This is a genomic window from Lentzea terrae (assembly GCF_003265345.1).
Lineage (GTDB): Bacteria > Actinomycetota > Actinomycetes > Mycobacteriales > Pseudonocardiaceae > Lentzea > Lentzea terrae.
Genome location: NZ_QFWW01000034.1, coordinates 34,937 through 58,559 on the forward strand (window position 1 = coordinate 34,937; position 23,623 = coordinate 58,559).

The 23,623-nt window shown below is 68.1% G+C and carries 21 protein-coding genes; 10 read left to right on the forward strand and 11 right to left on the reverse strand.

Annotated elements, in window-relative coordinates; translation table 11 throughout:
- Window positions 1-122: 122 nt before the first annotated feature.
- Together DI276_RS41900 and DI276_RS41905 are read right to left on the reverse strand one after the other, a co-directional pair.
- On the reverse strand, window positions 123-1,016 hold the full coding sequence (locus DI276_RS41900) for an IniB N-terminal domain-containing protein (protein WP_112274437.1): 894 nt from the start codon (window positions 1,014-1,016) through the stop codon (window positions 123-125).
- 173 nt (window positions 1,017-1,189) lie between these two features.
- Window positions 1,190-2,359 carry a 4-hydroxybenzoate 3-monooxygenase gene (locus DI276_RS41905; RefSeq protein WP_112274439.1) on the reverse strand — a complete coding sequence of 390 codons (1,170 nt, stop codon included), beginning with the start codon at window positions 2,357-2,359 and terminating at the stop codon, window positions 1,190-1,192.
- Between the two features lie 175 nt (window positions 2,360-2,534).
- Between DI276_RS41905 and DI276_RS41910 the strand changes: the two genes are divergently transcribed.
- The 6 genes from DI276_RS41910 (at window position 2,535) to DI276_RS41935 (ending at window position 9,378) form a co-directional block, all read left to right on the forward strand.
- Window positions 2,535-3,545 (forward strand): ABC transporter substrate-binding protein, encoded by a 1,011-nt coding sequence (locus DI276_RS41910; protein WP_112274441.1) that lies wholly within the window; start codon window positions 2,535-2,537, stop codon window positions 3,543-3,545.
- A gap of 225 nt (window positions 3,546-3,770) precedes the next feature.
- Window positions 3,771-6,539 (forward strand): sensor histidine kinase, encoded by a 2,769-nt coding sequence (locus tag DI276_RS41915; RefSeq protein ID WP_232837288.1) that lies wholly within the window; start codon window positions 3,771-3,773, stop codon window positions 6,537-6,539.
- Window positions 6,536-6,958, forward strand: coding sequence for a roadblock/LC7 domain-containing protein (locus DI276_RS41920; RefSeq protein WP_030468876.1), 423 nt, complete (start codon window positions 6,536-6,538; stop codon window positions 6,956-6,958). The genes DI276_RS41915 and DI276_RS41920 overlap by 4 nt, the downstream gene beginning before the upstream one ends.
- A 27-nt stretch (window positions 6,959-6,985) precedes the next feature.
- Window positions 6,986-7,582 (forward strand): GTP-binding protein, encoded by a 597-nt coding sequence (locus tag DI276_RS41925; RefSeq protein ID WP_112274445.1) that lies wholly within the window; start codon window positions 6,986-6,988, stop codon window positions 7,580-7,582.
- A 41-nt stretch (window positions 7,583-7,623) separates the two neighbouring features.
- On the forward strand, window positions 7,624-8,781 hold the full coding sequence (locus DI276_RS41930) for an alkaline phosphatase PhoX (RefSeq protein ID WP_112274447.1): 1,158 nt from the start codon (window positions 7,624-7,626) through the stop codon (window positions 8,779-8,781).
- A gap of 81 nt (window positions 8,782-8,862) precedes the next feature.
- A complete protein-coding gene (locus tag DI276_RS41935) occupies window positions 8,863-9,378 on the forward strand; it encodes a snapalysin family zinc-dependent metalloprotease (protein WP_112274449.1) in 516 nt (171 codons plus the stop codon).
- Between the two features lie 24 nt (window positions 9,379-9,402).
- On the opposite strand, the gene DI276_RS41940 is transcribed toward DI276_RS41935, so the two are convergent.
- From DI276_RS41940 to DI276_RS41960, 5 genes are all read right to left on the reverse strand, one after another.
- Window positions 9,403-11,241: a diguanylate cyclase domain-containing protein gene (locus DI276_RS41940; RefSeq protein WP_112274451.1), complete on the reverse strand. Its 1,839-nt coding sequence runs from the start codon at window positions 11,239-11,241 to the stop codon at window positions 9,403-9,405.
- On the reverse strand, window positions 11,241-12,038 hold the full coding sequence (locus tag DI276_RS41945) for an SAM-dependent methyltransferase (RefSeq protein WP_332874754.1): 798 nt from the start codon (window positions 12,036-12,038) through the stop codon (window positions 11,241-11,243). The genes DI276_RS41940 and DI276_RS41945 overlap by 1 nt, the downstream gene beginning before the upstream one ends.
- 103 nt (window positions 12,039-12,141) lie before the next feature.
- Window positions 12,142-12,585 (reverse strand): hypothetical protein, encoded by a 444-nt coding sequence (locus DI276_RS41950; protein WP_112274455.1) that lies wholly within the window; start codon window positions 12,583-12,585, stop codon window positions 12,142-12,144.
- Window positions 12,563-13,180, reverse strand: a complete 618-nt coding sequence (locus DI276_RS41955) for an RNA polymerase sigma factor (protein ID WP_112274457.1) — start codon at window positions 13,178-13,180, stop codon at window positions 12,563-12,565. Before DI276_RS41955 ends, DI276_RS41950 begins: the two co-directional genes overlap by 23 nt.
- A 54-nt stretch (window positions 13,181-13,234) precedes the next feature.
- The gene (locus DI276_RS41960; RefSeq protein WP_232837289.1) at window positions 13,235-14,425 is read right to left on the reverse strand and encodes a S8 family peptidase; all 1,191 of its coding nucleotides are present in this window, start codon (window positions 14,423-14,425) and stop codon (window positions 13,235-13,237) included.
- Window positions 14,426-14,511: 86 nt separating this feature from the next.
- Between DI276_RS41960 and DI276_RS41965 the strand changes: the two genes are divergently transcribed.
- The gene (locus tag DI276_RS41965) at window positions 14,512-17,100 is read left to right on the forward strand and encodes a CHAT domain-containing protein (RefSeq protein ID WP_232837290.1); all 2,589 of its coding nucleotides are present in this window, start codon (window positions 14,512-14,514) and stop codon (window positions 17,098-17,100) included.
- Between the two features lie 17 nt (window positions 17,101-17,117).
- Here the strand turns inward: DI276_RS41965 and DI276_RS41970 are convergent, their stop codons facing one another.
- Together DI276_RS41970 and DI276_RS41975 are read right to left on the reverse strand one after the other, a co-directional pair.
- Window positions 17,118-18,026, reverse strand: coding sequence for a LytR C-terminal domain-containing protein (locus DI276_RS41970; protein WP_232837306.1), 909 nt, complete (start codon window positions 18,024-18,026; stop codon window positions 17,118-17,120).
- 109 nt (window positions 18,027-18,135) lie between these two features.
- Window positions 18,136-18,930 (reverse strand): hypothetical protein, encoded by a 795-nt coding sequence (locus DI276_RS41975; protein WP_112274461.1) that lies wholly within the window; start codon window positions 18,928-18,930, stop codon window positions 18,136-18,138.
- A 96-nt stretch (window positions 18,931-19,026) separates the two neighbouring features.
- Here DI276_RS41975 and DI276_RS41980 point away from each other — a divergent pair, with 96 nt between their 5' ends.
- Window positions 19,027-20,562, forward strand: a complete 1,536-nt coding sequence (locus tag DI276_RS41980) for an FAD-binding oxidoreductase (protein WP_112274829.1) — start codon at window positions 19,027-19,029, stop codon at window positions 20,560-20,562.
- Here the strand turns inward: DI276_RS41980 and DI276_RS41985 are convergent.
- Window positions 20,543-20,815 (reverse strand): YggT family protein, encoded by a 273-nt coding sequence (locus tag DI276_RS41985; RefSeq protein ID WP_232837291.1) that lies wholly within the window; start codon window positions 20,813-20,815, stop codon window positions 20,543-20,545. The two genes, DI276_RS41980 and DI276_RS41985, sit on opposite strands and share 20 nt — an antisense overlap.
- Before the next feature lie 86 nt (window positions 20,816-20,901).
- Between DI276_RS41985 and DI276_RS41990 the strand changes: the two genes are divergently transcribed.
- Window positions 20,902-21,231 (forward strand): TfoX/Sxy family protein, encoded by a 330-nt coding sequence (locus tag DI276_RS41990; protein ID WP_112274463.1) that lies wholly within the window; start codon window positions 20,902-20,904, stop codon window positions 21,229-21,231.
- 5 nt (window positions 21,232-21,236) lie between these two features.
- Complete coding sequence (locus tag DI276_RS41995; protein ID WP_157985305.1) at window positions 21,237-22,028, forward strand: hypothetical protein; 792 nt, start codon at window positions 21,237-21,239, stop codon at window positions 22,026-22,028.
- A 7-nt stretch (window positions 22,029-22,035) separates the two neighbouring features.
- Here the strand turns inward: DI276_RS41995 and DI276_RS42000 are convergent, their stop codons facing one another.
- On the reverse strand, window positions 22,036-23,481 hold the full coding sequence (locus DI276_RS42000; protein WP_232837292.1) for an Nramp family divalent metal transporter: 1,446 nt from the start codon (window positions 23,479-23,481) through the stop codon (window positions 22,036-22,038).
- Window positions 23,482-23,623: the final 142 nt, after the last annotated feature.

Sequence of the window (23,623 nt, forward strand, 5' to 3'; positions counted from 1 at the left end):
GGCGTGCAGAACATCTTGCGAAGCCTGGCGACCGAGGGGAGGCGGGTACCCGTGCTCGGGGGCAGAGCCCGAGCACCCGCCATCCGTTCCCCCGGTGAACCGCCAGGAAGAGCAGCGAACGATCAGAGGTGGATGTCGATGTCGTTGTGGTTGCCGACACCGCCGTCCAGCACCTCGAGGCCCGCGACCTTCACGTCGCCGATGACCTGGCCGAGGTCGCTGTGCAGGTTGTCGTGGACGTTGCCGACCTGCGCCACGTCCTGGACCACGTTGTCGGTCACGTTGGTGACGGCGTGCACGTCCGCGACGTCCTTGACCAGCACGTCGGTGTTCTTGACGAGCACGTCGGTGTCGATGACGTTCTTCGTGAGGACGTCGGTGTCGAGGTCCTTGACCAGCACGTCGGTGACACCGTTCACGTTCGCCAGACCGACCGTCTGGCCGACCACGCCCTCGACGGCGGGCTGGGCGATCTCGGTGACGGTGGAGACGGCCTCGGTACCCGTGTGCAGGGTGGAGTCGAGGGTGCCCGACACGTCGCCCAGGCCGGAGAAGTCGGAGACCAGCGCGGTGAGAGCAGAGGGAGCCGTGCCGGCCAGACCTGCCACACCCGCGACGTCAGCGACGCCGGTGACGCCCTCCACGTTGCCCGCGATCTGCAGCAGGCTGTCGACGGCCGGGAGCTCGTGGCCGTTGAGGACGTCGGCGACGTCGACGTTCGGGACGGACGCGGCGTCGAGGACCAGCGGCAGGATGTCCTGCACGTCAGCGGCGGTGATGTCGCTCAGGCCGGCGGCCTCGAGGCAGCCCAGCGGGTCCTGCTGGAACGCCTGGCGGGCGTCCAGGTCGGTCAGCAGGCCGAGCGTGAAGTCGTGCAGGGTGGTCGGCTCGGCGGTCGTCACCGTGGTGCCGCCGGTCTCGACCGTCGTGCCACCGGTCTCCACCGTCGTGTTGCCGGTCTGCGCCGTGGTCGGGGCGGTCTGCACCGTGGTGGGCTCGGTGGTCTGCTGCTGCATGGGACTCAAGCTCCTGTAGCTGAATCGGGGGATGTCGAGATGAACCGTATGGATGAACGACACCCCCCGGCATCGGGAGTTGGCCCCAGATCGTGACGAAACGAGATCCCTAGGGGGTTCGGGTCACTCGTTAGGGGACCCCGGGGACTCACCCTAGAGGGGGATTTGTGCCCTCAGGGGCCGACGTAGTTCTCCGCGAAGGTCGCGCGGTAGGCGGGCGACTCGGCCAGGTGCTCCAGCCGCGCCTGCGCCAACCGTCCGAAGAACGGCGAGCTCACGTCGGTGTGGATCATGTTCACCATCCACTGCGAGAACTCCTGGGCGCGCCAGACGCGGCGCAGGCAGTCCTCGGAGTAGGTCTTGAGGCCGGTCTCGGAGCCGGTCGCGTAGTAGTCGATCAGTGCACGTCCGAACGTCGCGGCGTCGTTCATGGCCAGGTTCATGCCCTTGGCGCCGACCGGAGTGATGATGTGGGCTGCGTCACCCAGCAGGTAGAGCCGCCCGTACGACATGGGCTCCACGACGTGGCTGCGCATGTCCAGCACGCGCTTCTCGATGATCTTTCCTTCGGTCAGCGACCACGTGGAGCCGTGCAGTGCGAACCGCTTGTGCAACGCCTCCCACACTTGTTCGTCGGACCAATCCGAAGCTTTGGTTCCGACGGGCACCTGGAGGTAGAAGCGAGAAATGGTGGGCGACCGCAGCATGTGCCCCGCGAAACCATCCTCGTGTAATGCATAAATGATGGCTTTAGTCGACGGAGGGGCCTCCGCAAGAATGGCGAGCCACTCGATTCCGTGGTGATGGGTGAATTCCGAGAGCACCCCGTCAGGAATGGATGGCCGGCTCACGCCGTGGAACCCGTCGCACCCGGCGACGAAGTCACATGAAACTTCTTCATGAACACCATCTGCGCTGGTCCAGGCCACGGACGGGGTGCAGGACAGCAGATCCCGCAACTCCACGTCGCTGACCGAGAACCGGATGTCACCCCCGGCGTCGAGGAATGCCCCGATCAGGTCCTTCACGACTTCTTGCTGGGGGTACACGTAGTGCTGGCGGCCTCCGTGCAGATCGCTGTACGCCACCTGGAACGCCTGTCCGCTCACGCGGAATTCACACGTTCCGTGACGGTCTGCTTCCATCAGCAAACGATCGGCAAGTCCGAGCGACTCCAGCATGGTTACAGAGCGATGTTCCAGGACTCCCGCCCGTGGCCGAGTTTCCACATGAGCACGACTAGCTTTTTCGAGGACAACGCAGTCGATACCTGACTGCTGGATCAGGTTTGCCAAGGTCAGACCGGCCGGTCCCGCGCCGACAACCGCTACCGCGCGCTTCAACTGGGGTTCTCCTAGCCCTAGACCTGCTGTGCTTAGATGCTCACCGCAGGTAGTGGACTGGAACCTGCACGTGTCGGTCAACTGGGGTCTTTTGGAGCAGCATCACTACTCTGAGTGGTTGACCGTCGCGCTAACCCCGCAACGACGACACCGCTCCGACAGGAGAGTGCTCCCGATGACTCGAAGAGTCCGCCGCATCGCCGTCCGTGGCATCGCCCTTGCCACGCTGCTCGCCACCGTGGCGAGCTGTGGGGCGCTCGGCGGCAAAGAGCAGGCGCCCCCGGCCAACGGCAACGGCCAGGTGGAGAAGGCCAAGATCACCCTGGGGGTCTTGCCGATTCTCGACGTGGCGTCCGTTCACGTGGCGAAGAAGAAGGGTTACTTCGCGGCCGAGGGGCTCGAGGTCGAGCTCAAGACGATCCAGGGTGGTGCTCAGGCGATCCCGGGCCTGATCAACAAAGAGCTGGACATGACGTTCGGCAACTGGGTCTCGTTCTTCGCCGCCCAGTCGAAGGACGCGGCGAAGGCGGTCGACGGGATCAAGCTCATCGCCGACGGCTACCAGGCCAAACCCGACATGTTCCTGATCTTGGCGGCCGGCGACTCCGCCATCAAGAGCCCCAAGGACCTGGCGGGCAAGACCATCGCGATCAACACGTTCAAGAACATCGCGGAGCTGACCGCGAAGGCGACGCTGGAGGCGGCGAACGTCGACCCGAAGTCGGTCACGTTCAAGGAGTTGCCGTTCCCGGACATGCAGACGGCGGTCGCGAACAAGACCGTTGACGCGGCGTTCATGGTCGAGCCGTTCATCACCCGTGCTCAGCGCGCCGCCGGCCAGGTCAAGATCCTCGACGCGGCCTCCGGCCCGACCGACAACATCCCGATCGCGGGCTTTGCGACCAGCGGTGCCTTCGCGAAGGAGAACCCCAAGACGGTGGCCGCGTTCCAGCGCGCGATCGCGAAGGGCCAGGCGGACGCCGCCGACCGTCCCACGGTCGAGCCGCTGCTCGTCGAGTACGCCAAGGTCGACAAGGAAACCGCAGCTCTCGTCCACTTCGGTTCCTTCCCGACCACGCTCGACGCGACGCGCCTGCAGCGGATTCCGCAGCTGATGCAGCGCTACGGGCTGCTCGACAAGGAGTTCGACGTCAAGCCGATGCTGATCCAGCCCTCCGGCAGTTGACGAAACGCGCGGGTGCCTGTGATCGCGCCGTGATCATTGGCACCCGCGCTGTCGTTTCCGCCGGATGAATTATCGGTTAGGGGGCCGTTTAGCCGCCCCAGCGTCAAAAGTTGTTGATTCTCCAACCAGCTGTTTTTGTCGTCCGAACGGCGGTATGAGAACCGTGGGTTTTACACCAAGATCCACCAGGTTTGCAGCTATTAAACGGGGCGGGGAGTGTTGACGGTGCGCGGTCGAGAGGACCAGCGAGGCATCGACCGGTTTCGTCTACGCAACTGGCGGCTGCGGAGCAAGCTCGCGGTGGTGTTGCTGGTTCCGGCCCTGAGCACCGCGACGCTCGCGGGCCTGCGCCTGAACACCCAGCTCGACGACGTGGAGCTGTTCGGCACCGTGCAGCGCGAGCTCGCTGTCAGCCACCAGGCCGCGAAGGTGGAGAACGCGCTGCAGGTGGAGCGCGACTGGGCCGTGCAGTGTGTTGCCGCCGGCAGGCAGAACGCGTGCCCTGAGCACGCCGCCCGCACTGGCGCCACCGACACGGAACTCGGCAAGTACCGGGACGTGGGCTCGACGACGACCGCGTTGAGCGCGTCGCTGCAGGAAGCGTTCGGCAAGTCGCTGCAGTCGCTGGACAACCTGGCCAGTCTGCGGCTCACGATCCTCGGCACGCGGTACCCGGACATGGCCGTGATCGGGGCCTACAACCAGATCATCGCCGAGCTCGGACAGGTGCACCGCGCCGCGATCTCGAGCCTGAGCGAACCGGCGATCGTGCCGCTGGTCGCCGCCGCGCAGGCGCTCTACCTGGCGCAGGAACAGCTCGGCCAGCAGAACTCGATCCTGACGGCGACCGCGCTGCGCAAGAGTTTCGCGCCCGGTGCCGCGGACGAGCTGCGGGCGGCGCAGTCCCGGTTGGACGCGGCGTTCAACGAGTTCAACGACGTGGCCTCGGCCGCGAACCAGCAGAAGTTCCAGGACAAGGTGTCCGGTGCCGCGGTGGACGGCCGCAACCGGCTGGTGAAGCTCGCGCTGGCGCAGGACGCCGAGGGCAAGCCGGTGTCCATCACCGACGCCGAAGTGCTCAAGATCGGCCAGGACACCCAGAACCTCGTGCGCGAGGTCGCCACGGACCTCGAAGGCCAGGCCGACAGCACCACCTCGCGGCTCGCGAGCATCGCGCGCACCGACGCCTGGCGCGACGCCGCACTGGTCGCCGCGTCGCTGCTCGTCGCGTTCGGTCTGATGGCGATGGTCGCGCAGTCGATGCTGCGGCCGCTGCGCACACTGCGCCGCAGCGCCCTCGACGTCGCCCGCAACCAGCTGCCAGAGGCGATTCGCCGCATTCGTTCGCACCGCGAGCCGGAACGCGCCGCGGAAGAGGCGATCGTTCCGGTGCCGATCAACACGACCGAGGAGGTCGGCCAGGTCGCGCGCGCGTTCGACCTGGTGCAGCGCGAAGCCGTCCGCCTCGCCGTCGAGCAGGTGGCCCTGCGCGCGAACGTCAACGACATGTTCATCAACCTGTCGCGGCGCTCGCAGGCGTTGGTGGAACGCCAGATCAGCGTGATCGACCGGCTCGAGCAGGACGAGCAGGACCCCGACCACCTGGCGTCGCTGTTCGAGCTCGACCACCTCGCCACGCAGATGCGCCGCAACAGCGAGAACCTGCTGGTGCTCTCCGGCACGACGGTCAACCGCCGCGTCACCCGCCCCGTCGCGATCGCCGAGGTGCTCGGTGCCGCGGTGTCCGAGGTGGAGAAGTACGCGCGCGTCCAGATCGCCCCGACGCCGGACCTGATGGTGCAGGGCCGCGTGGTCAACGACCTCGCGCACCTCATCGCCGAGCTGCTCGACAACGCGACCGCGTTCTCCAAGCCGACCACCAAGGTCACCGTGCGCACGATCGAGACCCGCAAGGGCGAGGTCGCGATCCGCATCCACGACCGCGGCGTCGGCATGCAGGAGGACGACATCACCGAGGCCAACGCGAAGCTCGCCGAGCCGCCGGAGGTCGACGTCTCCGTCGCTCGCGAGATGGGCCTGTACGTGGTCGGCCAGCTCGCCAAGCGCCACGAGATCCGCGTGACGCTGGCGAACAACGACGACATCGAGGGCGGTGTCACCGCCCAGGTGATCCTGCCGGTCTCGTTGCTGCACAAGGGACCGGCGCCCGCGCTGCCGTTGCCGGCCGCCACCCCGGTCGAGACCACGAACGAGGGTCTCGCCGGTGTGCCGAAGTGGACGCCGGAGCACCCGGTCCTGGTGCCGTCCGCGAACACCGACGAACCCTCCGGACGTCACCGCATCGAGCAGACGTCGGCCGACGGCCTGTTCACCGCGCGCGTGGAGGCGAGCGAGGAGTCCACTGAGGACGGTTACTCCTACGAGCCGCCGATCGAGCGCCCCGCCGAGCCGGCCGACCCGGCGACCGAGATCTTCCCGGTCGTCCGGGACGAGATCGACGTCGAGGAGATCGACGCCGACAGCCTGTCCCGGTGGTTCCAGACCCCGGCCGCCGCGCCGCAGCGGCCGGCCGTTGACTCCACAAAGGACGTTCCGGCAGCGGAGCCGGAACACGACGAGTCCGAACCCACCACGGTGAACGGCCTGCCCAAGCGGCAGCGCTCGCCGGAACCCGCGAAGCCCGAGGCACCAACGGCGGTGCCGCGCGCGGTCGCAGACTTCGCCGAGTCCGACTGGGGATCGGCCGACGAGGGCTGGCGTGCCGCCGGGGCGCTGGAAGCCAGCGTGCCCGCGCAGACGACGGAGAACGGCCTGCCCAAGCGCGTCCCGAAGGCGCGCCTGGTGCCGGGCTCCACTCCCAAGCCGTCGTCGCCCGTTCCCCAACTGGCGGCCGCCGCGACGGGAGGCCGTTCCGCGGAACGACTCCGCCAGCGGTTCGCCACGTACCAGAAGGGTGTCCAGATGGGCCGTGAGTCGCTCTTCGACTCGGCCGTCGGAGGCATCCCCGTGATCGCAGAAAGGGAACACCAGTGACCACCGCGACTGAGGAACTGGACAACTTCAGCTGGCTGGTCGAGGACTTCGTCAGCAGGGTCGCCGGTGTCGCGCACGCGATCGTCGTCTCGGCGGACGGGCTGCTGCTCGCCTCGTCGGACCGCCTCCCGCACGACCGCGCCGAACAGCTGGCGGCTGTGTCCTCCGGCCTGGTTTCGCTGAACCTCGGCGCGGCGCGTTGCTTCGAGGCGGGCGAGGTGAAACAAACCGTGGTCGAGATGGAACGGGGCTACCTCTTCCTGATGTCCATCAGCGACGGGTCCTGCCTCGCCGTGCTCGCCGCGCCCAACTGCGACATCGGGCTCATCGGTTACGCGATGACCCGGCTGGTGGAGCGGGTGGGTCTCCAGCTGACACCGGAGATCCGCGCCCAGCTGCACGTTTCCATGCGAGCCTGAGAATGATTGAGTAGAGAGAAGTTCCCCATGAGCAACGGTGCTCCGGGTCGTCCGGGGTCACCTGGGGTCGACCTGAACGCGACGTCGGCGAAGATCGTCGTCGCGGGCGGGTTCGGCGTCGGTAAAACGACGTTCGTCGGCTCGGTTTCCGAGATCACCCCGCTGACCACCGAAGCCGTCATGACCCAGGCATCGGTCGGCGTCGACGACCTGTCCGCGGTTCCTGACAAGGTCACCACCACGGTGGCCATGGACTTCGGCCGCGTTTCGCTGGACAAGGACCTGATCCTGTACCTGTTCGGCACGCCGGGACAGCACCGGTTCTGGTTCATGTGGGACGACCTGGTCCGCGGCGCCATCGGCGCCGTGGTGCTGGTCGACACCCGCCGCATCGACGAGGCGTTCGCACCCATCGACTTCTTCGAGGACCGCGAGCTGCCCTACGTGATCGCGGTGAACTGCTTCGACGGTCTCATGCACCACCGGGCGGAAGAGGTGCGGGACGCGCTGACGATCCCGTCCTCCGTGCCGATAATCCCGTGCGACGCGCGAAATCGGCAGTCGACGAAACAGATCTTGATCGCACTGGTCGAGCACGCGTTGCGTCAACCGTCATTCGCCTGACGATCGTCCGCACAGCCCTCGACTGCGGCACGCTCCGAAGCATGGAGCGTCGAAACTTTCTACGTGTCGCAGTGGTCGGAACGGCCGCGGCGGCGTTCGGTGGCGCCAACTGGCGCGAAGCCCTCGCCGCCGGGGCCCAGCCGGGTCCCAGCCCCTACGGTCCGCTGCAGCCCGTCAACAGCAGCGGAATCATGCTGCCCCAAGGGTTTTCCAGCCGGGTGATCGCGCGCACCGGCCAACGGGTCGTCGGCACGAGCTACACCTGGCACCCAGCACCGGACGGCGGCGCCTGCTTCGCCGACGGCACCGGGTGGATCTACGTGTCCAACAGCGAGGTGCCGTCGACGGGTGGCGCCGGCGCCGTGCGGTTCGACCAATCGGGCAACATCAAGGGTGCCTACCGGACCCTCAGCAACACCAACGTGAACTGCGCCGGCGGGGCCACGCCGTGGAACACCTGGCTGTCCTGCGAGGAGGTCGACCGCGGCTACGTCTACGAGACCGACCCGTGGGGTGTGAAGGCCGCCGTGCGTCATCCGGCGATGGGCCGCTTCAAGCACGAGGCCTGCGCGGCGGATCCCGTGCGCAAGGTCATCTACCTGACCGAGGACGTCTCGGACGGCTGCCTCTACCGGTTCAAGCCCACCACGTGGGGCGACCTGCGCAGCGGCACCCTGGAGGTCATGACCGGCGGCTCCGGCACGTCCGGAACCGTCGGCTGGGCCAGGGTGCCCGACCCGGACGGCAGCCCGACGGCCACGCGCAACCAGGTGAGCGGTGCCAAGCGGTTCAACGGCGGTGAGGGGTGTTACTACGCCGCCGACACGTGCTGGTTCACCACCAAGGGCGACGGCCGGGTGTGGGCGTACAACGCCACCAACAGCACCATCAGCCTGACCTACGACGATTCGCTGGTGACCGGTGCAACGCCGCCGTTGACCGGCGTCGACAACGTAACTCGCTCTTCTGGCGGCGACCTGTTCGTGGCGGAGGACGGCGGGAACATGGAGATCTGCCTCATCACGCCGGCCGGGATCGTCGCGCCGTTCCTGCGCGTTCCCAACCAGAGCAGCAGTGAGATCACGGGTCCCGCGTTCTCGCCCGACGGTAGTAGGCTGTATTTCTCCTCGCAGCGCGGCACCGCGGGCAACGTGAACGGCGGCATCACCTACGAAGTGACTGGACCGTTCCGGCGCTGATTGACACTTGACTCTTCTTGTGCGCCAAGGCTTTAGCGATACAGTCGGGGTGCAATTACCCTGCATTGCGAGGAGATTCCTGTGTTCCTGCGCAAAACAATTGCTGTGCTCGCCACGACGGCCGCCCTGTCAACCGGCCTGCTCGTTGGTACAGCACAAGCTGCGGTCACCCTCACCTACAACTCGAGCGGCGCCGGCCAGTTCCAGGCGGCTGTCGACAAGGGTGCGGCGGTGTGGAACGCGAGCGTGACGAACGTCAAGCTCCAGAAAACGACCGGTCGCGCCAACATCACCGTCACCTGGGACACCGGCTGGCCCCGCGCCTACGTGTCCAGCCTCGGCCGTGGCCGCTGGGTCATGGGCACCCAGGCGGTGAACGAGGGGCACGACGTGGTTCGCATCTCGTCCCACGAGTTCGGGCACCTGCTCGGTCTGCCCGACCGCAGGACGGGGCTGTGCACCGACCTGATGTCGGGCGCCAGTGCCGGCACGTCCTGCAAGAACCCCAACCCGAACGCCAAGGAGAAGGCGGAGGTCGAGGCGAACTTCCGCCAGCAGGTCACCGTCAAGGCCGAGACGTTCGTGGACGCTGCCTGATGTGATGTCGGTGGGTCTCCCGTGCTATCGCGGGAGGCCCACCACCAGATCGACGCCGAGCGCCTTCAGCTCGTCGGGATCGCCCGGCCCGCCGATCACGTGCGCACCGGCCGACCGCAGCAGCGGCACCAGCAACGACAACCCCTGCCGCGCCAGCCGTTCCGAGGGCGGCCGCGCCAGCCGGACGCCCCACACCGGGCTCCGGTCCACAGTGGACAATCCGCCGAACCCGCCGCCGAACTCGTGCAGCAACACGTGCACGCCCATGTCCTGCAGCACGTCGAGGTTCTCCTCGCCGTCCGGCATCGACCGCACGTCCAGCGCCAGGAACAACGAGGAAGCCGGGAACGCGCAGTCGCGCAGGTTCGACCGCACGTGCGCGGCCAGGTCCGGATCACGTGACTGGTCGCGGGACAATCGGATCAACACCGGCTCACCACGCGAGCAGGCGTCGTGCAAAACCATCTGCCCCACGCGCGAAGCCAGCCCGAGCGCGTCCGCGTAGGCGACGACCTCGTCGTGCCGGGACTCACCCCACCGCAGGGACGCCTCGACGAAGGCCAGCGATCCGGAGACCCACGACACCGGCGCGTACTCGACCGAGATCTCGCCGTTCTCGAAGGCTCCCGGCATGGCCGCGATCCGCGCGTACCGAGCGCGATCCGCGACGTCGGCCTCGTGGTCGTAGATCGCCCACTGTCTCTTGCCGCCGGCTTCTGCCCGCCGCAACGTCGAATGCGCGCGCCGCAGCACCACGTTCGGATCCACGCCGGGGCCGGCGGCGTGCACGAAGCCGATCGACGTCGACACCGCGACGCCCGCGCCTTCCAGGTACACCGGCTCGGACAGTTCCTCGTCGATCGTGCCGGCCAGTGCGGCGACGTCCGGCGAGCCCTGGATCAGCACCACGAACTCGTCGCCACCGACCCTGGCCACGACCGCGTTCGGCAGCACCACCCGCAGGCGCCGGGCCACCTCGACCAGCACGGCGTCACCGGCCACGTAACCCAGGCCGTCGTTGACGATCGCCAGGCTGTCGACGTCCAGGTACCCCAGGGTGCACGGCTCGCCGGACGCCAGCGCCGACTCCAGCTTGTCCGTGAACGAGGCGCGGTTCGGCAGGCCGGTCAGCAGGTCGGTCAACGACTGCCGCCGCAGCCAGTCCTGCAGCATCCGCTGCTCGGTCACGTCCTCGATCAGCGCGACGTGGAACTTCGGCAGCCCGTCCGATCCGCGCAGCACCGACAGCACGACGTTGGCGCACACCGTGTCGCCGTTGTTGCGCGCCAGTTCCCACTCGCGCCGGTCGGTGTCCACAGAGGACGCGATCATGCGCGAGCAAGCGGTGGCCAGTGCCAGCGCGTCGGCTTCGGCGAACAGTTCCTTGGGCATTTCCTCGTGCCCGAGAATCGCGGCCAGCGCCTCGTTCGCCTCCACGACGGTGCCGTTCAGGTCGAAGATCGCGATGCCCACCGCCGTCGACGCGAAGACCTGGGCGAACCTGGCCTCGCTGTCGTGCAGGTCGCGCTGCGCGTCCTCGACGGCCTTCAGCAACGCGTTCTTGACCTTCTCCTGCTCGGCGAACAGCTGGTCGCGCGTCGCCCGCACGTACCCGGCCGCCAGACCGCCGAGCACCTCGGGGGAGAACTCCGGTGCGAGCACTTCCAGCGTGCGCCGCAACGAGTCCGGGCCCGTGAAGCGCTTGCGCACCAGCCACGCACCAACTGCCGGTGCGTCCTGCCCAGCGCGCAGCCGGACGGCGTGTTCCTCGAGGTGCTGCGTGAGCTTTCGCCGGGACATCGGCGAGTACGCGCTCTCGATCAGAACAGCCGCCCAGCGCTGTGCGAGGGGCGAAGTGGCCATCAGGGCTTGCGACCCACCGCGGCGTAGAGGTTCGCCTTCGACGGGTCGGTGCCGACGTCCTCCGGCGTCTCCGGTCGCCACTCCGGCGTGAACACGATGCCGGGCTCGACGATCTCCAGGCCGGTCAGCATGTCCGTCACCTGAGCCTTCGTGCGCGGCGTGATCGGCTCCGCGGTCTTGGCGAAGATCTCCTTACCCGCCGCCATGGCCGCCGGCATGCTGTCCGCGGTGAAGTGCGACAGCGCCAGGTACGAACCGGAGGACAGCGCGCTCGCGTACCGCTGCAGGATTCCCCACGGGTCGTCCTCGTCGGGAATGAACTGCAGGACGCCCACCACCAGCAGCCCGACCGGCTGCGAGAAGTCCAGCAGGTCCCGTGCCTGCGCCACGATCTTCTCGGGCTCGCGCAGGTCGCCGAGCAGTGCCGTCACGTTCGGCTCGTCGGCCAGCATCAGCTCGGCGTGCGTGATCGCGACCGGTTCGAAGTCGACGTACACGACCTTCGACTCGGGTGCGACCTCGTGCGCCACCTCGTGCACGTTGCCGACCGTCGGAATGCCGGAACCGAGGTCCAGGAACTGCCTAATTCCGAGACTGGACAGTTCTAGAACAACGCGGCGCAGATAAGCGCGGTTGCGTCGTGCCATGTCCCGCACGGGCAGCACCTTGATGAGCGCTTCGGCCGTCTCGCGGTCCGCCTCGAAGTTGTGCCCGCCGCCCAGCAGGTAGTCGTAGATCCGGGCGGAACTCGGCACGTCGACGTTGACACCTTCCGGCGCCCAGCTGACTCGATCCACCACAGCGGCACACACCTCTCGCGACGCGAATTCAGAGCGTGATAACCCTACTGGCCGCAGATGTAGGCCGAACGAATGAATTCCACCATCACTCGAATGGTGTTCAGAGGATAAACCAATCGGTGCAACCGTTTGCGAACCGGAACTTCACCGGTCCACGCGGTGCCGTCCCCATCACGAACATCCCCAGTTCGTCGACCGCCGCAGTTTCGTGGTCTCCGGCCGGCGTCACCAGCGTGACCGAACCGGAAGCCGGCATCAGCTGACCGGTGATCCCCGCCGCCGACACCTCGACCTGCAACGACACGTCGTTCGCGTCGAACACCAGTTGCCTGGCCGTCGCGGTCGACCGGGCGCGGGCGAACAGCGTGTCGTCCAGCACCGAGTCGTAGGACGTGATCAGCAGCAGCTCCTCGTCGATGTTCCGCCAGGTGAACGCGGCCTTCGCGGCCTCGACGAACTCCGGCGGAACGTCTTCCGAAGGTGTGCTCAACGCGTCGCGCAAGGCGTCGAGCAGTACTTCGTCACTGTCCCAGTCGTGCCGCACCCAGCACACCTCCTCTCTTGACCGGCGCTCCCAGAAACGCTGAGAGTGCAGGGGTTTTGCGCAACTTCTCCAGGCAACGTATCCGCGTCGGGCCGATGCTGCCGACCGGCATCGCGAGCTCTTCGCTCACGACCTGGTAGCTCGGCGGTGGATCGGTCATCAGCTTCGTCAGCAACCGCTTGCACTGGTCGGTGAGCTCGGCGAACCCGTCCCGCAACGCCTGCCGCCGCTCCACGGCCAGCAGGTCCGCCTCCACGTCCGCGTCCACCTGCTCCGACTCCAGCGCGTCGGACTCGGACAACGGGTCGTAGAGATGTGTCCGCTGCTGCACGCGCAACACGCGCAGACACTCGTTGCGGGTGGTCGTCATGATCCAGCCCGGCAGTGCCTCCGGCTCGCGCAGTCGTCCGATCTGCTCCACGAGCCGAAGCCACAGCGTCTGGTTCACGTCGGCCGCATCCGCGGGGCGCAGCCGGTGCTTGTAGATCACCGACACCACCAGCGGCGTGTACCGGTCCACGATCTCGTTCCACGCCGACTGGTCGCCCTCGGCCGCCGCGCTCACGAGCGCGGCGATCGGGGATCCTGCGGTCACGTCGACTCCTTGCGGTCACAACTTGCGGAGGCCGAGGTTGCTCCCCAGATACAACTATTTGACAAAAACTCCGTAGCCGGGGTGGAACTCCGGGCCGCTCAACAGCTTGTCGCGCGCCTGACCTGCGGTGATGCCGTCCGCGACCATGGTGGCGGCGACCCGGCCGGTGACCAGGGGAGCCGCGAACGAGGTGCCGTACCAGTAAGCCCACAGCGCGAACGGCGTCGCGGCGGCCTCACCCGGCAGCTTCCACTCGCCTTTCAGGTAGGTCGACGCCCGGTTGCCGATCGCGCACGCGTCTACCCAGTGGCCCCAGTTCGAGTACCACGCCGGACCGACGGAGCCGTCCCGCTTCTGTTCCGCGGCGGCGACGGCGGTGACCCGGCACAGCGCGGCGGGCCAGCTCGGCCGCTGCGTGCCCTGGTTGCCGGCGGAAGCCACCACGACGATGTCCGCGGGCAGGGCCTCGATCGTGCGTCGCAACGGTTCGGACGCCACGTCGTCCTCGGTGAAGCAGCCGAGCGACAGGTTGAGGACGTTGATCTTCTTCTGGCCCAGCTCGGTGATCTTGCGGCAGAGCAGCTCCTCGTCGCCGAACCCGTTCGCGTCGAGCGCGACCTCCGGGTCGAACGAGACACCGGGCGCCGCGTTCTGGATGACGCCGGCGACGAACGTGCCGTGCCCGCCCTGCAACGCGAAGACGGCACCGCTGCTGTAGGCGGGGTCGACGTCGTCCGCTTCCTTGGCGTAGCGCTCGGCGAACCAGTCAGAGTGCTCGCTGTCGGCGCCGGAGGAGATGCCGGTGTCGATGATGCCGACCCTGACCTCACGGAGGCGGTCGTCGGACTTGGGCGCCGGGATCGGTTCGGCGGGGTACGGCCGGTCGCCGGGGTTGCCCATCACGAGGCCGCCGTGGCCGACGATCACGTGGTGCGGCTGCACCAGCGGCACCCGCTGGTTCGGCCAGTTTCGCTGGTCGCGCAACAGGCGAACAATGCGCGGAATGTCCTCCGCGTTGTTCGGCAACGTCAGCCGGGCCATTCCGGCGAATCCTTCGCCGGGGCGTGCGACGATGTTGTTTTCGCGCAGCTTTTCGATCACGCGTTGTTGGTCTTCGGCGCTGACGAGCAGCTGGCCGGGTCGATAAAGGAATTCACGCCCGCGTTCGGCGTGGAAGCTGATGTTCTTGTCCTCGGCGATGAGCTGCAGGAAAGCTCTTTGGTAAAGCTCCGCGCTTTCTGGCACTTTCGACACCACGGCCTCACTAAAGCAGCGTTGACGGGCACCCCGACCGAGCTTGATCAAGCTACCACAGCGGATAAAGTGACGCCGTGACCGACTTTTGTGCGGAGGACGCGCTGGAGGCCAGGCAGCGCAACCCGCGCGCGGCCGTCGAGATGGCCCGCGCGGTCCTGCGCACGACGGAAGACCGCTCGGAATGGTCGATCGCCGAGCGGGCGATCGGGCTCGCGTTGCGCGAGATGCACGACTTCGGCGGCGCGGCCCGGCACCTGCGCCGGTCGATCAAGATCGCATCGGACGCGTCGCTGCCGCGGCTCGCCGCACTGGCGCGGATGAGCCTGGCGTGGGTGCTCGCTTACACCGGCAAGCAGAAGCAGGCGCTGACGGCGCTGGACCTCGCGATGCCGGAGCTGACCGGCGCCGACGCGGTGGCCGCGTTGATGCAGCGCGGCGTCGTCTTCCACTACCTCACGCGTTATGACGACGCACAGCGCGACTACACCGCCGCGATTTCCGGAGCACGTCGCGTTGGCGACCAACTCGTCGAGGCGCGCGCTCTGAACAACCGCGGGCTCGTGCGCGCGTACGTGGGGAACATGCGTGAGGCGTCGGCGGACTTCTCGTTGGCGGCCTCGATCCTCGGCGAGCTCGGCCAGGAGCTCGGTGTCGCCGACGTGCACTGGAACGCGGGCATCATGGCCACCCGCGGCGGTGACGTGCCCGCCGCGCTGACGTTGTTCGACAAGGCCGAGGAGGTCCACCGGCGGCTCGACGTGATGCGCCCGGTGCTGCTGGTGAACCGGCTGGAGCTGCTGGTCTCGATCCCGCTGCTGGACGAGGCCCGCGCGGCCGCGGACCGGGCGATCACCGAGCTGAAGGCGTTGCGGAACCCGCTGGGCGTCTCGGAAGCGCTGTACTTCCGCGCCCGCATCGCGTTGCTGGACGACGATCCGGATGCCGCGCACCGGTTCGCGGCCGAGGCACGCCGCCGGTTCCGCCGCGAGCAACGGCTCCTGTGGGCCGCGGGGGCGCGCTACCTGGAGCTGCATGCCGCGGTGCTGCGTGGTGACCGCACCCGGCCGTTGCGGTTGGCGTTGTCGCGGGTCGCCGCCGAGCTGGACGCGATGGACTGGCGGCTGCCCGCGCTGGAGGCCCGGATCGACGCCGGGTTGGTCGCCGCTGATCTCGGGCACCGCACCCGTGCGGTGGCGGAGCTGTCCGTGGCCGCTGCGTCGCGGTTGCGCGGCCCGGCCGGTCTGCGGGTGCGCGGGTGGTACGCGGAGGCGTTGCGGCGCAAGCTTTCCGGCGACGTGCGCGGTACCTCGTCCGCGTTGCGCCGGGGGATTTCGCTGCTGGACGAGTACCGGGTGTCGTTGGGCGCGGCCGAGTTGCGGGCATCGACCGGGGTGCAGGGGCAGGCCCTGGCGTTGGAGGGCCTGCGGCTGGCCGTGGCGTCCGGGAACGCCGGGCGGATCCTGTCGTGGACCGAGAGCTGGCGGGCGGGCGCGTTGCGGATGAAGTCCGTCTCGCCGCCGGACGACCCGAGGCTCGAGGACGCCCTGGCATCGCTGCGGGCGGTCTCCGCCGACGTGGAGTCGGCGTTGCTGGCCGGGAAGCCCGCCGGTGCGTTGCGAGTGCAGCTCGTTCGTGCCGAGCAGCGCGTGCGCGACCTGACCAGGCAGATGTCCGGAGAGGTCGCGGTGTTCAAGCCGCCGTCGGTTTCCTCGTTGGCCGCTGCTTTGGGGGATTCGGCGCTGATCGAGTTCGTCGAGAACGACGGCACACTGCTGGCGGTGGTGCTGGCGGGCGGCCGGGCGACGCTGCACTCGCTGGGTGCGCTGGAAGGTGTCGTGCGCGAGATCCGGTTGCTGCGGTTCGCGTTGCACCGGCTGGTGACGTTGCCGCCGCAGCTGCCGAACCTGGCGGTCGCGCGGTCTTCGGCTGCTCATGCCGCTTCTCTGCTGGCGCAACGGTTGTTGGCGCCGTTGGATGCTCGCGTTGATGGCCGGCCGTTGGTCGTCGTGCCGACCGGAGCGCTGAACGGGCTGCCGTGGGCCGTGCTGGAGCGTCAGGTGACCGTCGCGCCGTCGGCTTCGGTGTGGCTGCGGGCGTGTTCGGTTGCCGACGCCTCTGGTGAGGCGGTGCTGGCCGCCGGGCCGCGCATGGCCGCCGCGCCTGCCGAGATCAAGGCGATCAGCACGCACGTGCCGGGGCGTGTTCTCGTTGACGCGGAAGCAACTGTGAGCGCGGTTGCGTCCGCAATGGACGGTGCGGCGTTGGCGCACATCGCCGCGCACGGCTCGTTCCGCGTCGACAACCCGTTGTTCTCGGCTTTGGAACTGGCTGATGGACCGCTCACCGTCTACGACATCGAACGGTTGCGGACGCCGCCGACTCTGGTGGTGCTGTCGGCGTGCGACAGCGGGCAGTCGGCGGTTCGGCCCGGTGATGAGCTGATGGGGTTCACCGCCGCGCTGTTGGGGCTGGGGACGCGGACGTTGATCGCGCCGGTCGTGCCGGTGCCGACCGACGGGACGGCGCCGGTGATGATCGAGCTGCACCGGAAGCTGGCTGCCGGGATGGCGCCCGCCGAAGCGCTTGCCGCAGTGCAACGGGCCGCTGCGGACAACGCTGATTACGCTGCGGCCGTTGGATTTGTGTGCTTCGGCGCGGGCTGATCACGGCGGCGTACGCGTCAGGTGGTTCGGGGTCCGGTGTAGTCGTTGGCCACCATGACCAGCAGACCGGGATCGCTACCGGCAAATGCCGGCGGGTAGGGTTCGGCGGTCATGCCGAACCGTGCGGCGAGCTCTGTCGCGGCGGGTTCCTCCTCGGTGGCGGGACGGTAGAAGACCGTGGTTCGGGAGAAGCCCGCCGGCTCGATGTTGTCGGACGCGACCACGTTCCAGCCGTCCTTCTTCAGGTCCGCCTCCGCACGCGCGGCCAGCGTCAGGTCCGTCGAGTTGTTCCTGATCGTGATCGGCACCGCCCGCGACGTACGGGGCGGGGGTGTTCCCGAGGGTTGCGGTGCGATGGTGGTCGGCCCGGGTTGAGGGGGCGCTGTCGCTACCCGGGTTGGTTGCGGCCGTCCGTCGGCGGGTGGCAGGCCCGGTGGCCGGTGGGTGGTCAGATCCCCACCAGGAATCTGGCTGAACAGGGTTTCTGATGGCGCTGACCTGGTCGTCGACCCGATCGTCGACCCCGTCGTCGACTCGAGGGGCGTGCGGCTCGCCGCAGGACTCTGCTGCGTCACCGCCACCACGGTGGTGACCACTGCGACGACGGTGAGCAGGCCGGCGACGATCCAGATCGCGGCGTTCGCTCTCCCGCGGATCGTGAGCGGGCCCAGGACGTTTCCGATTTGCACAGCCATTCTGGCAGTGCTGCCGTCAATCGAGTTCGTCACCGACCCCGCCGGCACAGGCTCGACTGACGACGGTTCGGGCTTCACCGGCCGCGCGAGCCGTGCCCGGATCAGCCCGTACACGGACACCCCGAGCCCGATGACGCCGCACAGGGCCCCGACGACACTGCCGATCTTGTCCGCGGCGTCGAGCCCTACCCACAGCACCAGCACGCCGACCGCTGTCACCGTGACACCCACGACGGTCAACAGAGCCCATCTTCGACGCGACATACCAACATCATCGGTTTGCGAATCCGCGCAGTGAAGACCGCTCACCGTGACGGTGTGGCCGAAGATCGAGGGGCGATCACTTCGGCGGCGGCACGTTGTGGAGCTGCAGCGCGCTCTGGCCAGAGCAGCCGTACTCGCCGGGCTGGGTCTGCACGCGGGGCGGGTGCCACGCCGCAACGGTTCCGTCGGCGAGTCGCACACCCGCGAGACACGAACCTCCACCTCCGGCGATGATGCCGATCGCGCCGTCCTTGACGAAGGCGTCGAGGCGTGGCTCGGCCCACGGCAGCTTGGTCGCCTCGTCGACCGGCATCGGCGGCAGCTTCGCCCGCAACGCCGCGAGCACCACGTCCGGCGTTGCAGTGGACGGCAGTTCGGCGAGAATCCTCTTGAAGGCTTCGAGGTAGGTGTCCGGCACGCCCGTCTTCTGCGCGGGCGGTGGGGTGATCGGCTTGGCGTGCTCGGGGCAGCGGATGCGGTCGGGGCCACCCTTCGTGACGCCGTAGTAGGTGAAGTCGGCGCGGTAGCACGCGGTCACCGGATCCTTCTCCCACAGGCGGAAGGACGGCGGATCTTCCGAGGTGCCGGGGTCGAAGACGCGGAACACCAGGCTCGCGCGGACCTTCTCCGGGTCGTTCGTCGGGCTGTCCGTGATCCCGATGACCGCGAAGTACTTCGGGTCGGTGTTGCCCACCAGCGCGGAGCGGGCGTAGGAGTTGCCGTCGGTGCGGACCGGGTAGCTGATGCGGTCCGCGACCTGGCGGGCTTTCTCGTCGGTGGCGCTCGTGCCGTCGGGTCTCGACACGTAGTACATGGCGCCGCCGAGCGCAGTCATCGCCAACAGCAGAAGTGCGATCCCCCAGGACTTCATGCCCTGGGACGCTAGCGCCGCGGTTGCGCTCCCCGCGCGAGTACTTCTACTCAACGCCCATTCCAGAACGAGCTCGTTTCGCTTATGTTGCTCGGCATGACAACGAGGTCGTGGTGGGGCTGGGGCAACGTCGAGGACGCCGTCACCCCGGCAGAGCGCCGTGAGCTGGTCTCCAGGGTCCGGGCGGTGCTGCCGGACGCGGACCTGAGTTTTCACGCCGCGCCGGATCCGTCGTCGCTGGACGTTCCGCCGCCGCGGATCTCGCCTCCCGGTGAGCTCTACTCGACCTCTGTGCTCGATCGGCTCAGTCATGCCCGTGGACAGGCCTACCGCGACGTGACGCGAAATCTTGCCGGTGACGTGGGCCCGTTGCCGGACGCCGTCGCGCGGCCGCGCACGGAGCAGGACGTGGTCGACGTGCTGGACTGGTGTTCTTCAGCCGGCGTGGCGGTGATTCCGTTCGGTGGCGGCACTTCTGTGGTGGGCGGGGTCGAGCCGCGTGATCTCGAGCGGGCGGTGACGCTGGACCTCTCGTTGCTGGACCGGGTGCTGGAGGTCGACCCGGTGAGCCGTGCCGCCCGGATTCAGGCGGGCGTGCTGGGGCCGTCGCTGGAGGCGCAGCTGAAGGCGTCCGGGTTGACGTTGCGGCACTTCCCGCAGTCGTTCGAGTTCTCCTCGCTCGGTGGCTGGCTCGCCACTCGGGCCGGCGGTCACTACGCCACGCTCTACACGCACATCGACGACCTGACCGAGTCGTTGCGGGTGGTGACTCCTTCCGGCGTGCTGGAGTCGCGGCGGTTGCCGGGTTCTGGTGCGGGTCCGTCGCCTGACCGGCTGTTCCTCGGCTCCGAGGGGGCCCTGGGGGTGATCACCGAGGCGTGGATGCGGTTGCAGTCGCCGCCGGCTTTCCGCGCTGGGGCCTCGGTGCGGTTCTCGTCCTGGGAACGTGCGGTCGAGGCGACGCGGTTGATCGCGCAGTCGGGGCTGCATCCCGCGAACTGCCGGCTGCTGGATCCTGCGGAGGCCTTTCTCAACGCCGGTGCGGCTTCTTCGGTGCTGGTGCTGGCTTTCGAGTCGGCTGCGCACCCGGTGGACGCGTTGCTGGCGCAGGCGTTGGAGTTGTGCGGGGACGGCGAGGTCGTCGAAGGGACGGCTGCCCAGTGGCGGAAGTCGTTCCTGCGCATGCCTTACCAGCGCGATGCCATGGCGCAGCACGGGATGATCACCGAGACGTTCGAGACGGCCTGCACCTGGGACCGGTTTGCTGCATTGCACGCAGCGGTGGTGTCAGCGGCTACTGCCGCGTTGCAGGCGGTGTGCGGCATCGGCGTCGTGACGTGCCGCTTCACCCACGTCTACCCGGACGGCCCGGCGCCTTATTACGGCATCTACGCGCCCGGCCGGTGGGGCAGCCTCACCTCGCAGTGGGACGAGATCAAGGCCGCCGTGTCGGAAGCTCTGCTGTCGGCCGGTGGCACCATCACCCACCACCACGCAGTCGGCCGTGATCACATGCCCTGGTACACGCGCCAGCGGCCCGGCCTGTTCGGTCTGGCCCTGTCCGGCGCGAAAGCCGCGCTGGACCCCGCCGGCGTGCTGAACCCCGGCGTCCTCACCACACGATCGACCTGAGGATCAACGCGGCGATGAACACGACGGTGAACGCCAGGTCCAACCCGAACCCGCCGAACCGCAGCGGCGGCAGCACCTTCCGCACCGGCGCCAGCACGGGCTCGGTCGCCGCGTGCGTGACCCTGCGCACCTTCCACACCCAGTCGCCGCGGGCCTCGAGCGTGACGGCCCAGTCCACGATCATCCGGCCGATCATCACGATGATGAACAGCGTCAACAGCCAACCGATCACCCAGCCGACCAAGCCGAACAAGATGGCCTCCCTAATGTCCTGTACGTCCCATGAAGCCACACGAATCTGAGAGGCGCCTGGCAACTCGCTGAGACAGTATTCAGCGTGTGGCTTACGACGAAGGTTTGGCACACCGCCTGGGCGACGCTCTGGGCGCGCTGCCGGACATCTCCACGAAGAAGATGTTCGGCAGCCTGGTGTTCATGTGGCACGGAAACATGCTGGTAGGAGTGCTGGGGCCGGATCTCATCGCGCGCGTGGGACCGGAGGCGCAGGAGGACGCGCTGGCCCAGCCCGGTGCGCGGGTGTTCGACTTCACCGGACGGCCGATGAACGGCTGGGTGGTCGTGGACGGTGCCGTCGTGTCGGAGGACGAGGCGTTGGACGACTGGATCGAGCGGTGCCGCGACTTCGTGGAAGCCCTGCCGCCGAAGTGAGTCTCGTGGATCGCGTCCGCGCGGCGCTGGACGACTGGGGACAGCTGCGCGAGATCGAGATGTTCGGCGGTGTGGTGTTCGAGTGGGACGGCGACCCGCTCGTCGGTGTCGTCGACGGCGAGCTGATCGTGCGCGTGCCGAGTGGCTGGGAAACCGCGGCCGGTGACCTGGACGAGCTGATCCGGCGGGCAGCTGACGTCGTGATCGCCGAGTGCGTGGTGCGCTGGCACGCCCAGCTCCGCGCCGGTGGTGACGACGCGCCCCGGGCCATGCTGGCACTCGCCCACCACGACCCGGAACGCGAGCAGTTGCAACGAATCCTGCTCGACCACATCGGGCACCCGCGGTTGGGGCAGCTCGCCATGACCTGCCTCGGGCACGTCGCCCGGATCGACGGCGAGGTGCTGCCGGAGGTCCTGCCCCGCCTCGAGGAACTGGGCGTCGTCGCGGAGGACGCCCGGGACGAAGTCGAGAGGTGCGTCAACCCGTTCCGGCTGTGGGTTCCCGGCACCCCTTGGGTGATCTTCGCGCCGCCGGGGGACGCGGAGGTGGCTCGGCAGCGGGCCCTCCTCCGGTCCGCCGGCACCGAGGGCGATCGCGTGGTGGTGATCGAGAACGCGGAGGCCCTGCCGTCGTTGCTGCCGTTCGTGCGGAAGCTCTGCGACGAGGGCTACGAGCACTCGGACGCGCCGCATTTCGTGCTGGAGTTCGACGGTGACATCGGCGCGCTCGAGTCGCAGCTGCACGATGACGAGTACTCCGCCAGATTCGACCCGCCGTACCTGATGGTCTGGTGACTCTCCCTCAGAACCGCACCAGGGGACCTCCCGTGAAGAACTCGTAGACGAAGTTGACGAAGAAGAACCCGAAGAACACCACGTTCAACCCCAAGATCACGTAGTGCCACCACCGCGGCCTGGCCGGTCGCGGCAGGCGGGAGTTCAGGTACATCAGCGCGATCGGGAACATCAGCGCGCCCAGGTTCGACATGTTCGCCGAGATCTGCACCAGCTCGACGGGCAGCGCGAGGTGCAGTGCACCGGCGATGATCACCAGCACCAGCAGCATGAACGGGTAGTAGAACCGGCGCGGGTCGTCCTCGATTCGCTTGCGCAGCCGGGGCGAGACGGCGTGCGCGGCGTCGGTGAAGTTGCGCACCAGCGCCTCGAAGATGCCGAGCTGGGTGGAGAACAGCACCAGGACGCCCACCACCAGCATCAGGTAGAACATGCCCTGGCCGTACAGGATCCCGAGCTGCTCGGCGGAGAACGTCGGCACGTTCGCCGCGGTCGGTTGTTGGCCGGACACGGCGACGATGTGCGCCATCAGGACGGTCGGCAGCAGCATGCCGAGCATCGCGCCGACGAAGAACACCGCCCACTGGTCGATGAGCAGCAAGCGGTACCAGCGCTTCCACAGCGAGGCGTTCGCCGGAGTGTCCACAAAGGTCACGCCCACCGGGCGCAGCTCCTGCTTGCCGCCGCGCAGGCCCGCGATGAACCCGACGCGGTGGCCCATGCCGTAACCCTTGTCGCGGTAGTGGTTCATCGCGTACCAGTTCAGGCCGGACGCCAGCGCGGTGAACCCGGCCAGGCCGCCCAGTTGGGTCGCGGTGATCCCTGCAGGTGGCGCGGCCGGGGTCACCAGGCCGCGGATTCCCTCCGACCACCCGGAGAACGGCACGACGAGAACCGTCACCACGATCAGGACCAGCAACAAGGTGCCGACGAGCACCCAGTTCGTCAGTTCCAGGGCACGCGACACCTTGCGAGCCAGAGCGGTGATCAGGAAGACCACGACGAGCAGGCCGATGGCGAGCAGCCGGACGTACTCGATCTCGTCCGGCCGGTAGCCGCGGCCCGCGATCAGCGCGAAGAGCCCTTGTCCGGCGCCCGCCGCCCAGCCGCCGAAGATGAACGCGAAGTAGAAGACCACCAGCGAGACCGGCACCCAGAACTTCCAGCCGGGCGGCACGCGGCCCCAGCCGACGATCGGGACCTCGCCCGTGGCCACGACGTAGCGGGCGATCTCCACGTTGTAGAACGTCTGCAGCAGCGCCGACACGGTGATCACCCAGCCGATGCCGACGAAGCCGAACTTGCCGACGGCCTGCGGGCCCAGCAGCCACTCGCCGCTGCCGATCGAGATGCCGAGCGCGATGAGGCTCGGGCCGATGACGAACTGCACCACCTGCAGCAGGCCCAGCTTGCGGACTTTGAAGACTTCCTCGGGTTCTGGCAGGTCAGCCACATCGAGCGGGGGCCTGCTCACTCCGATTTGTACCGAGGATCCAGACGACGTCATTGTCGACCTCCCGACACGTCGGGGGAAATGGAAGCTCCCACTCTCCCGACGTGCCGGACGATCGGTCAACCTGCGGCGTTCACCGCGT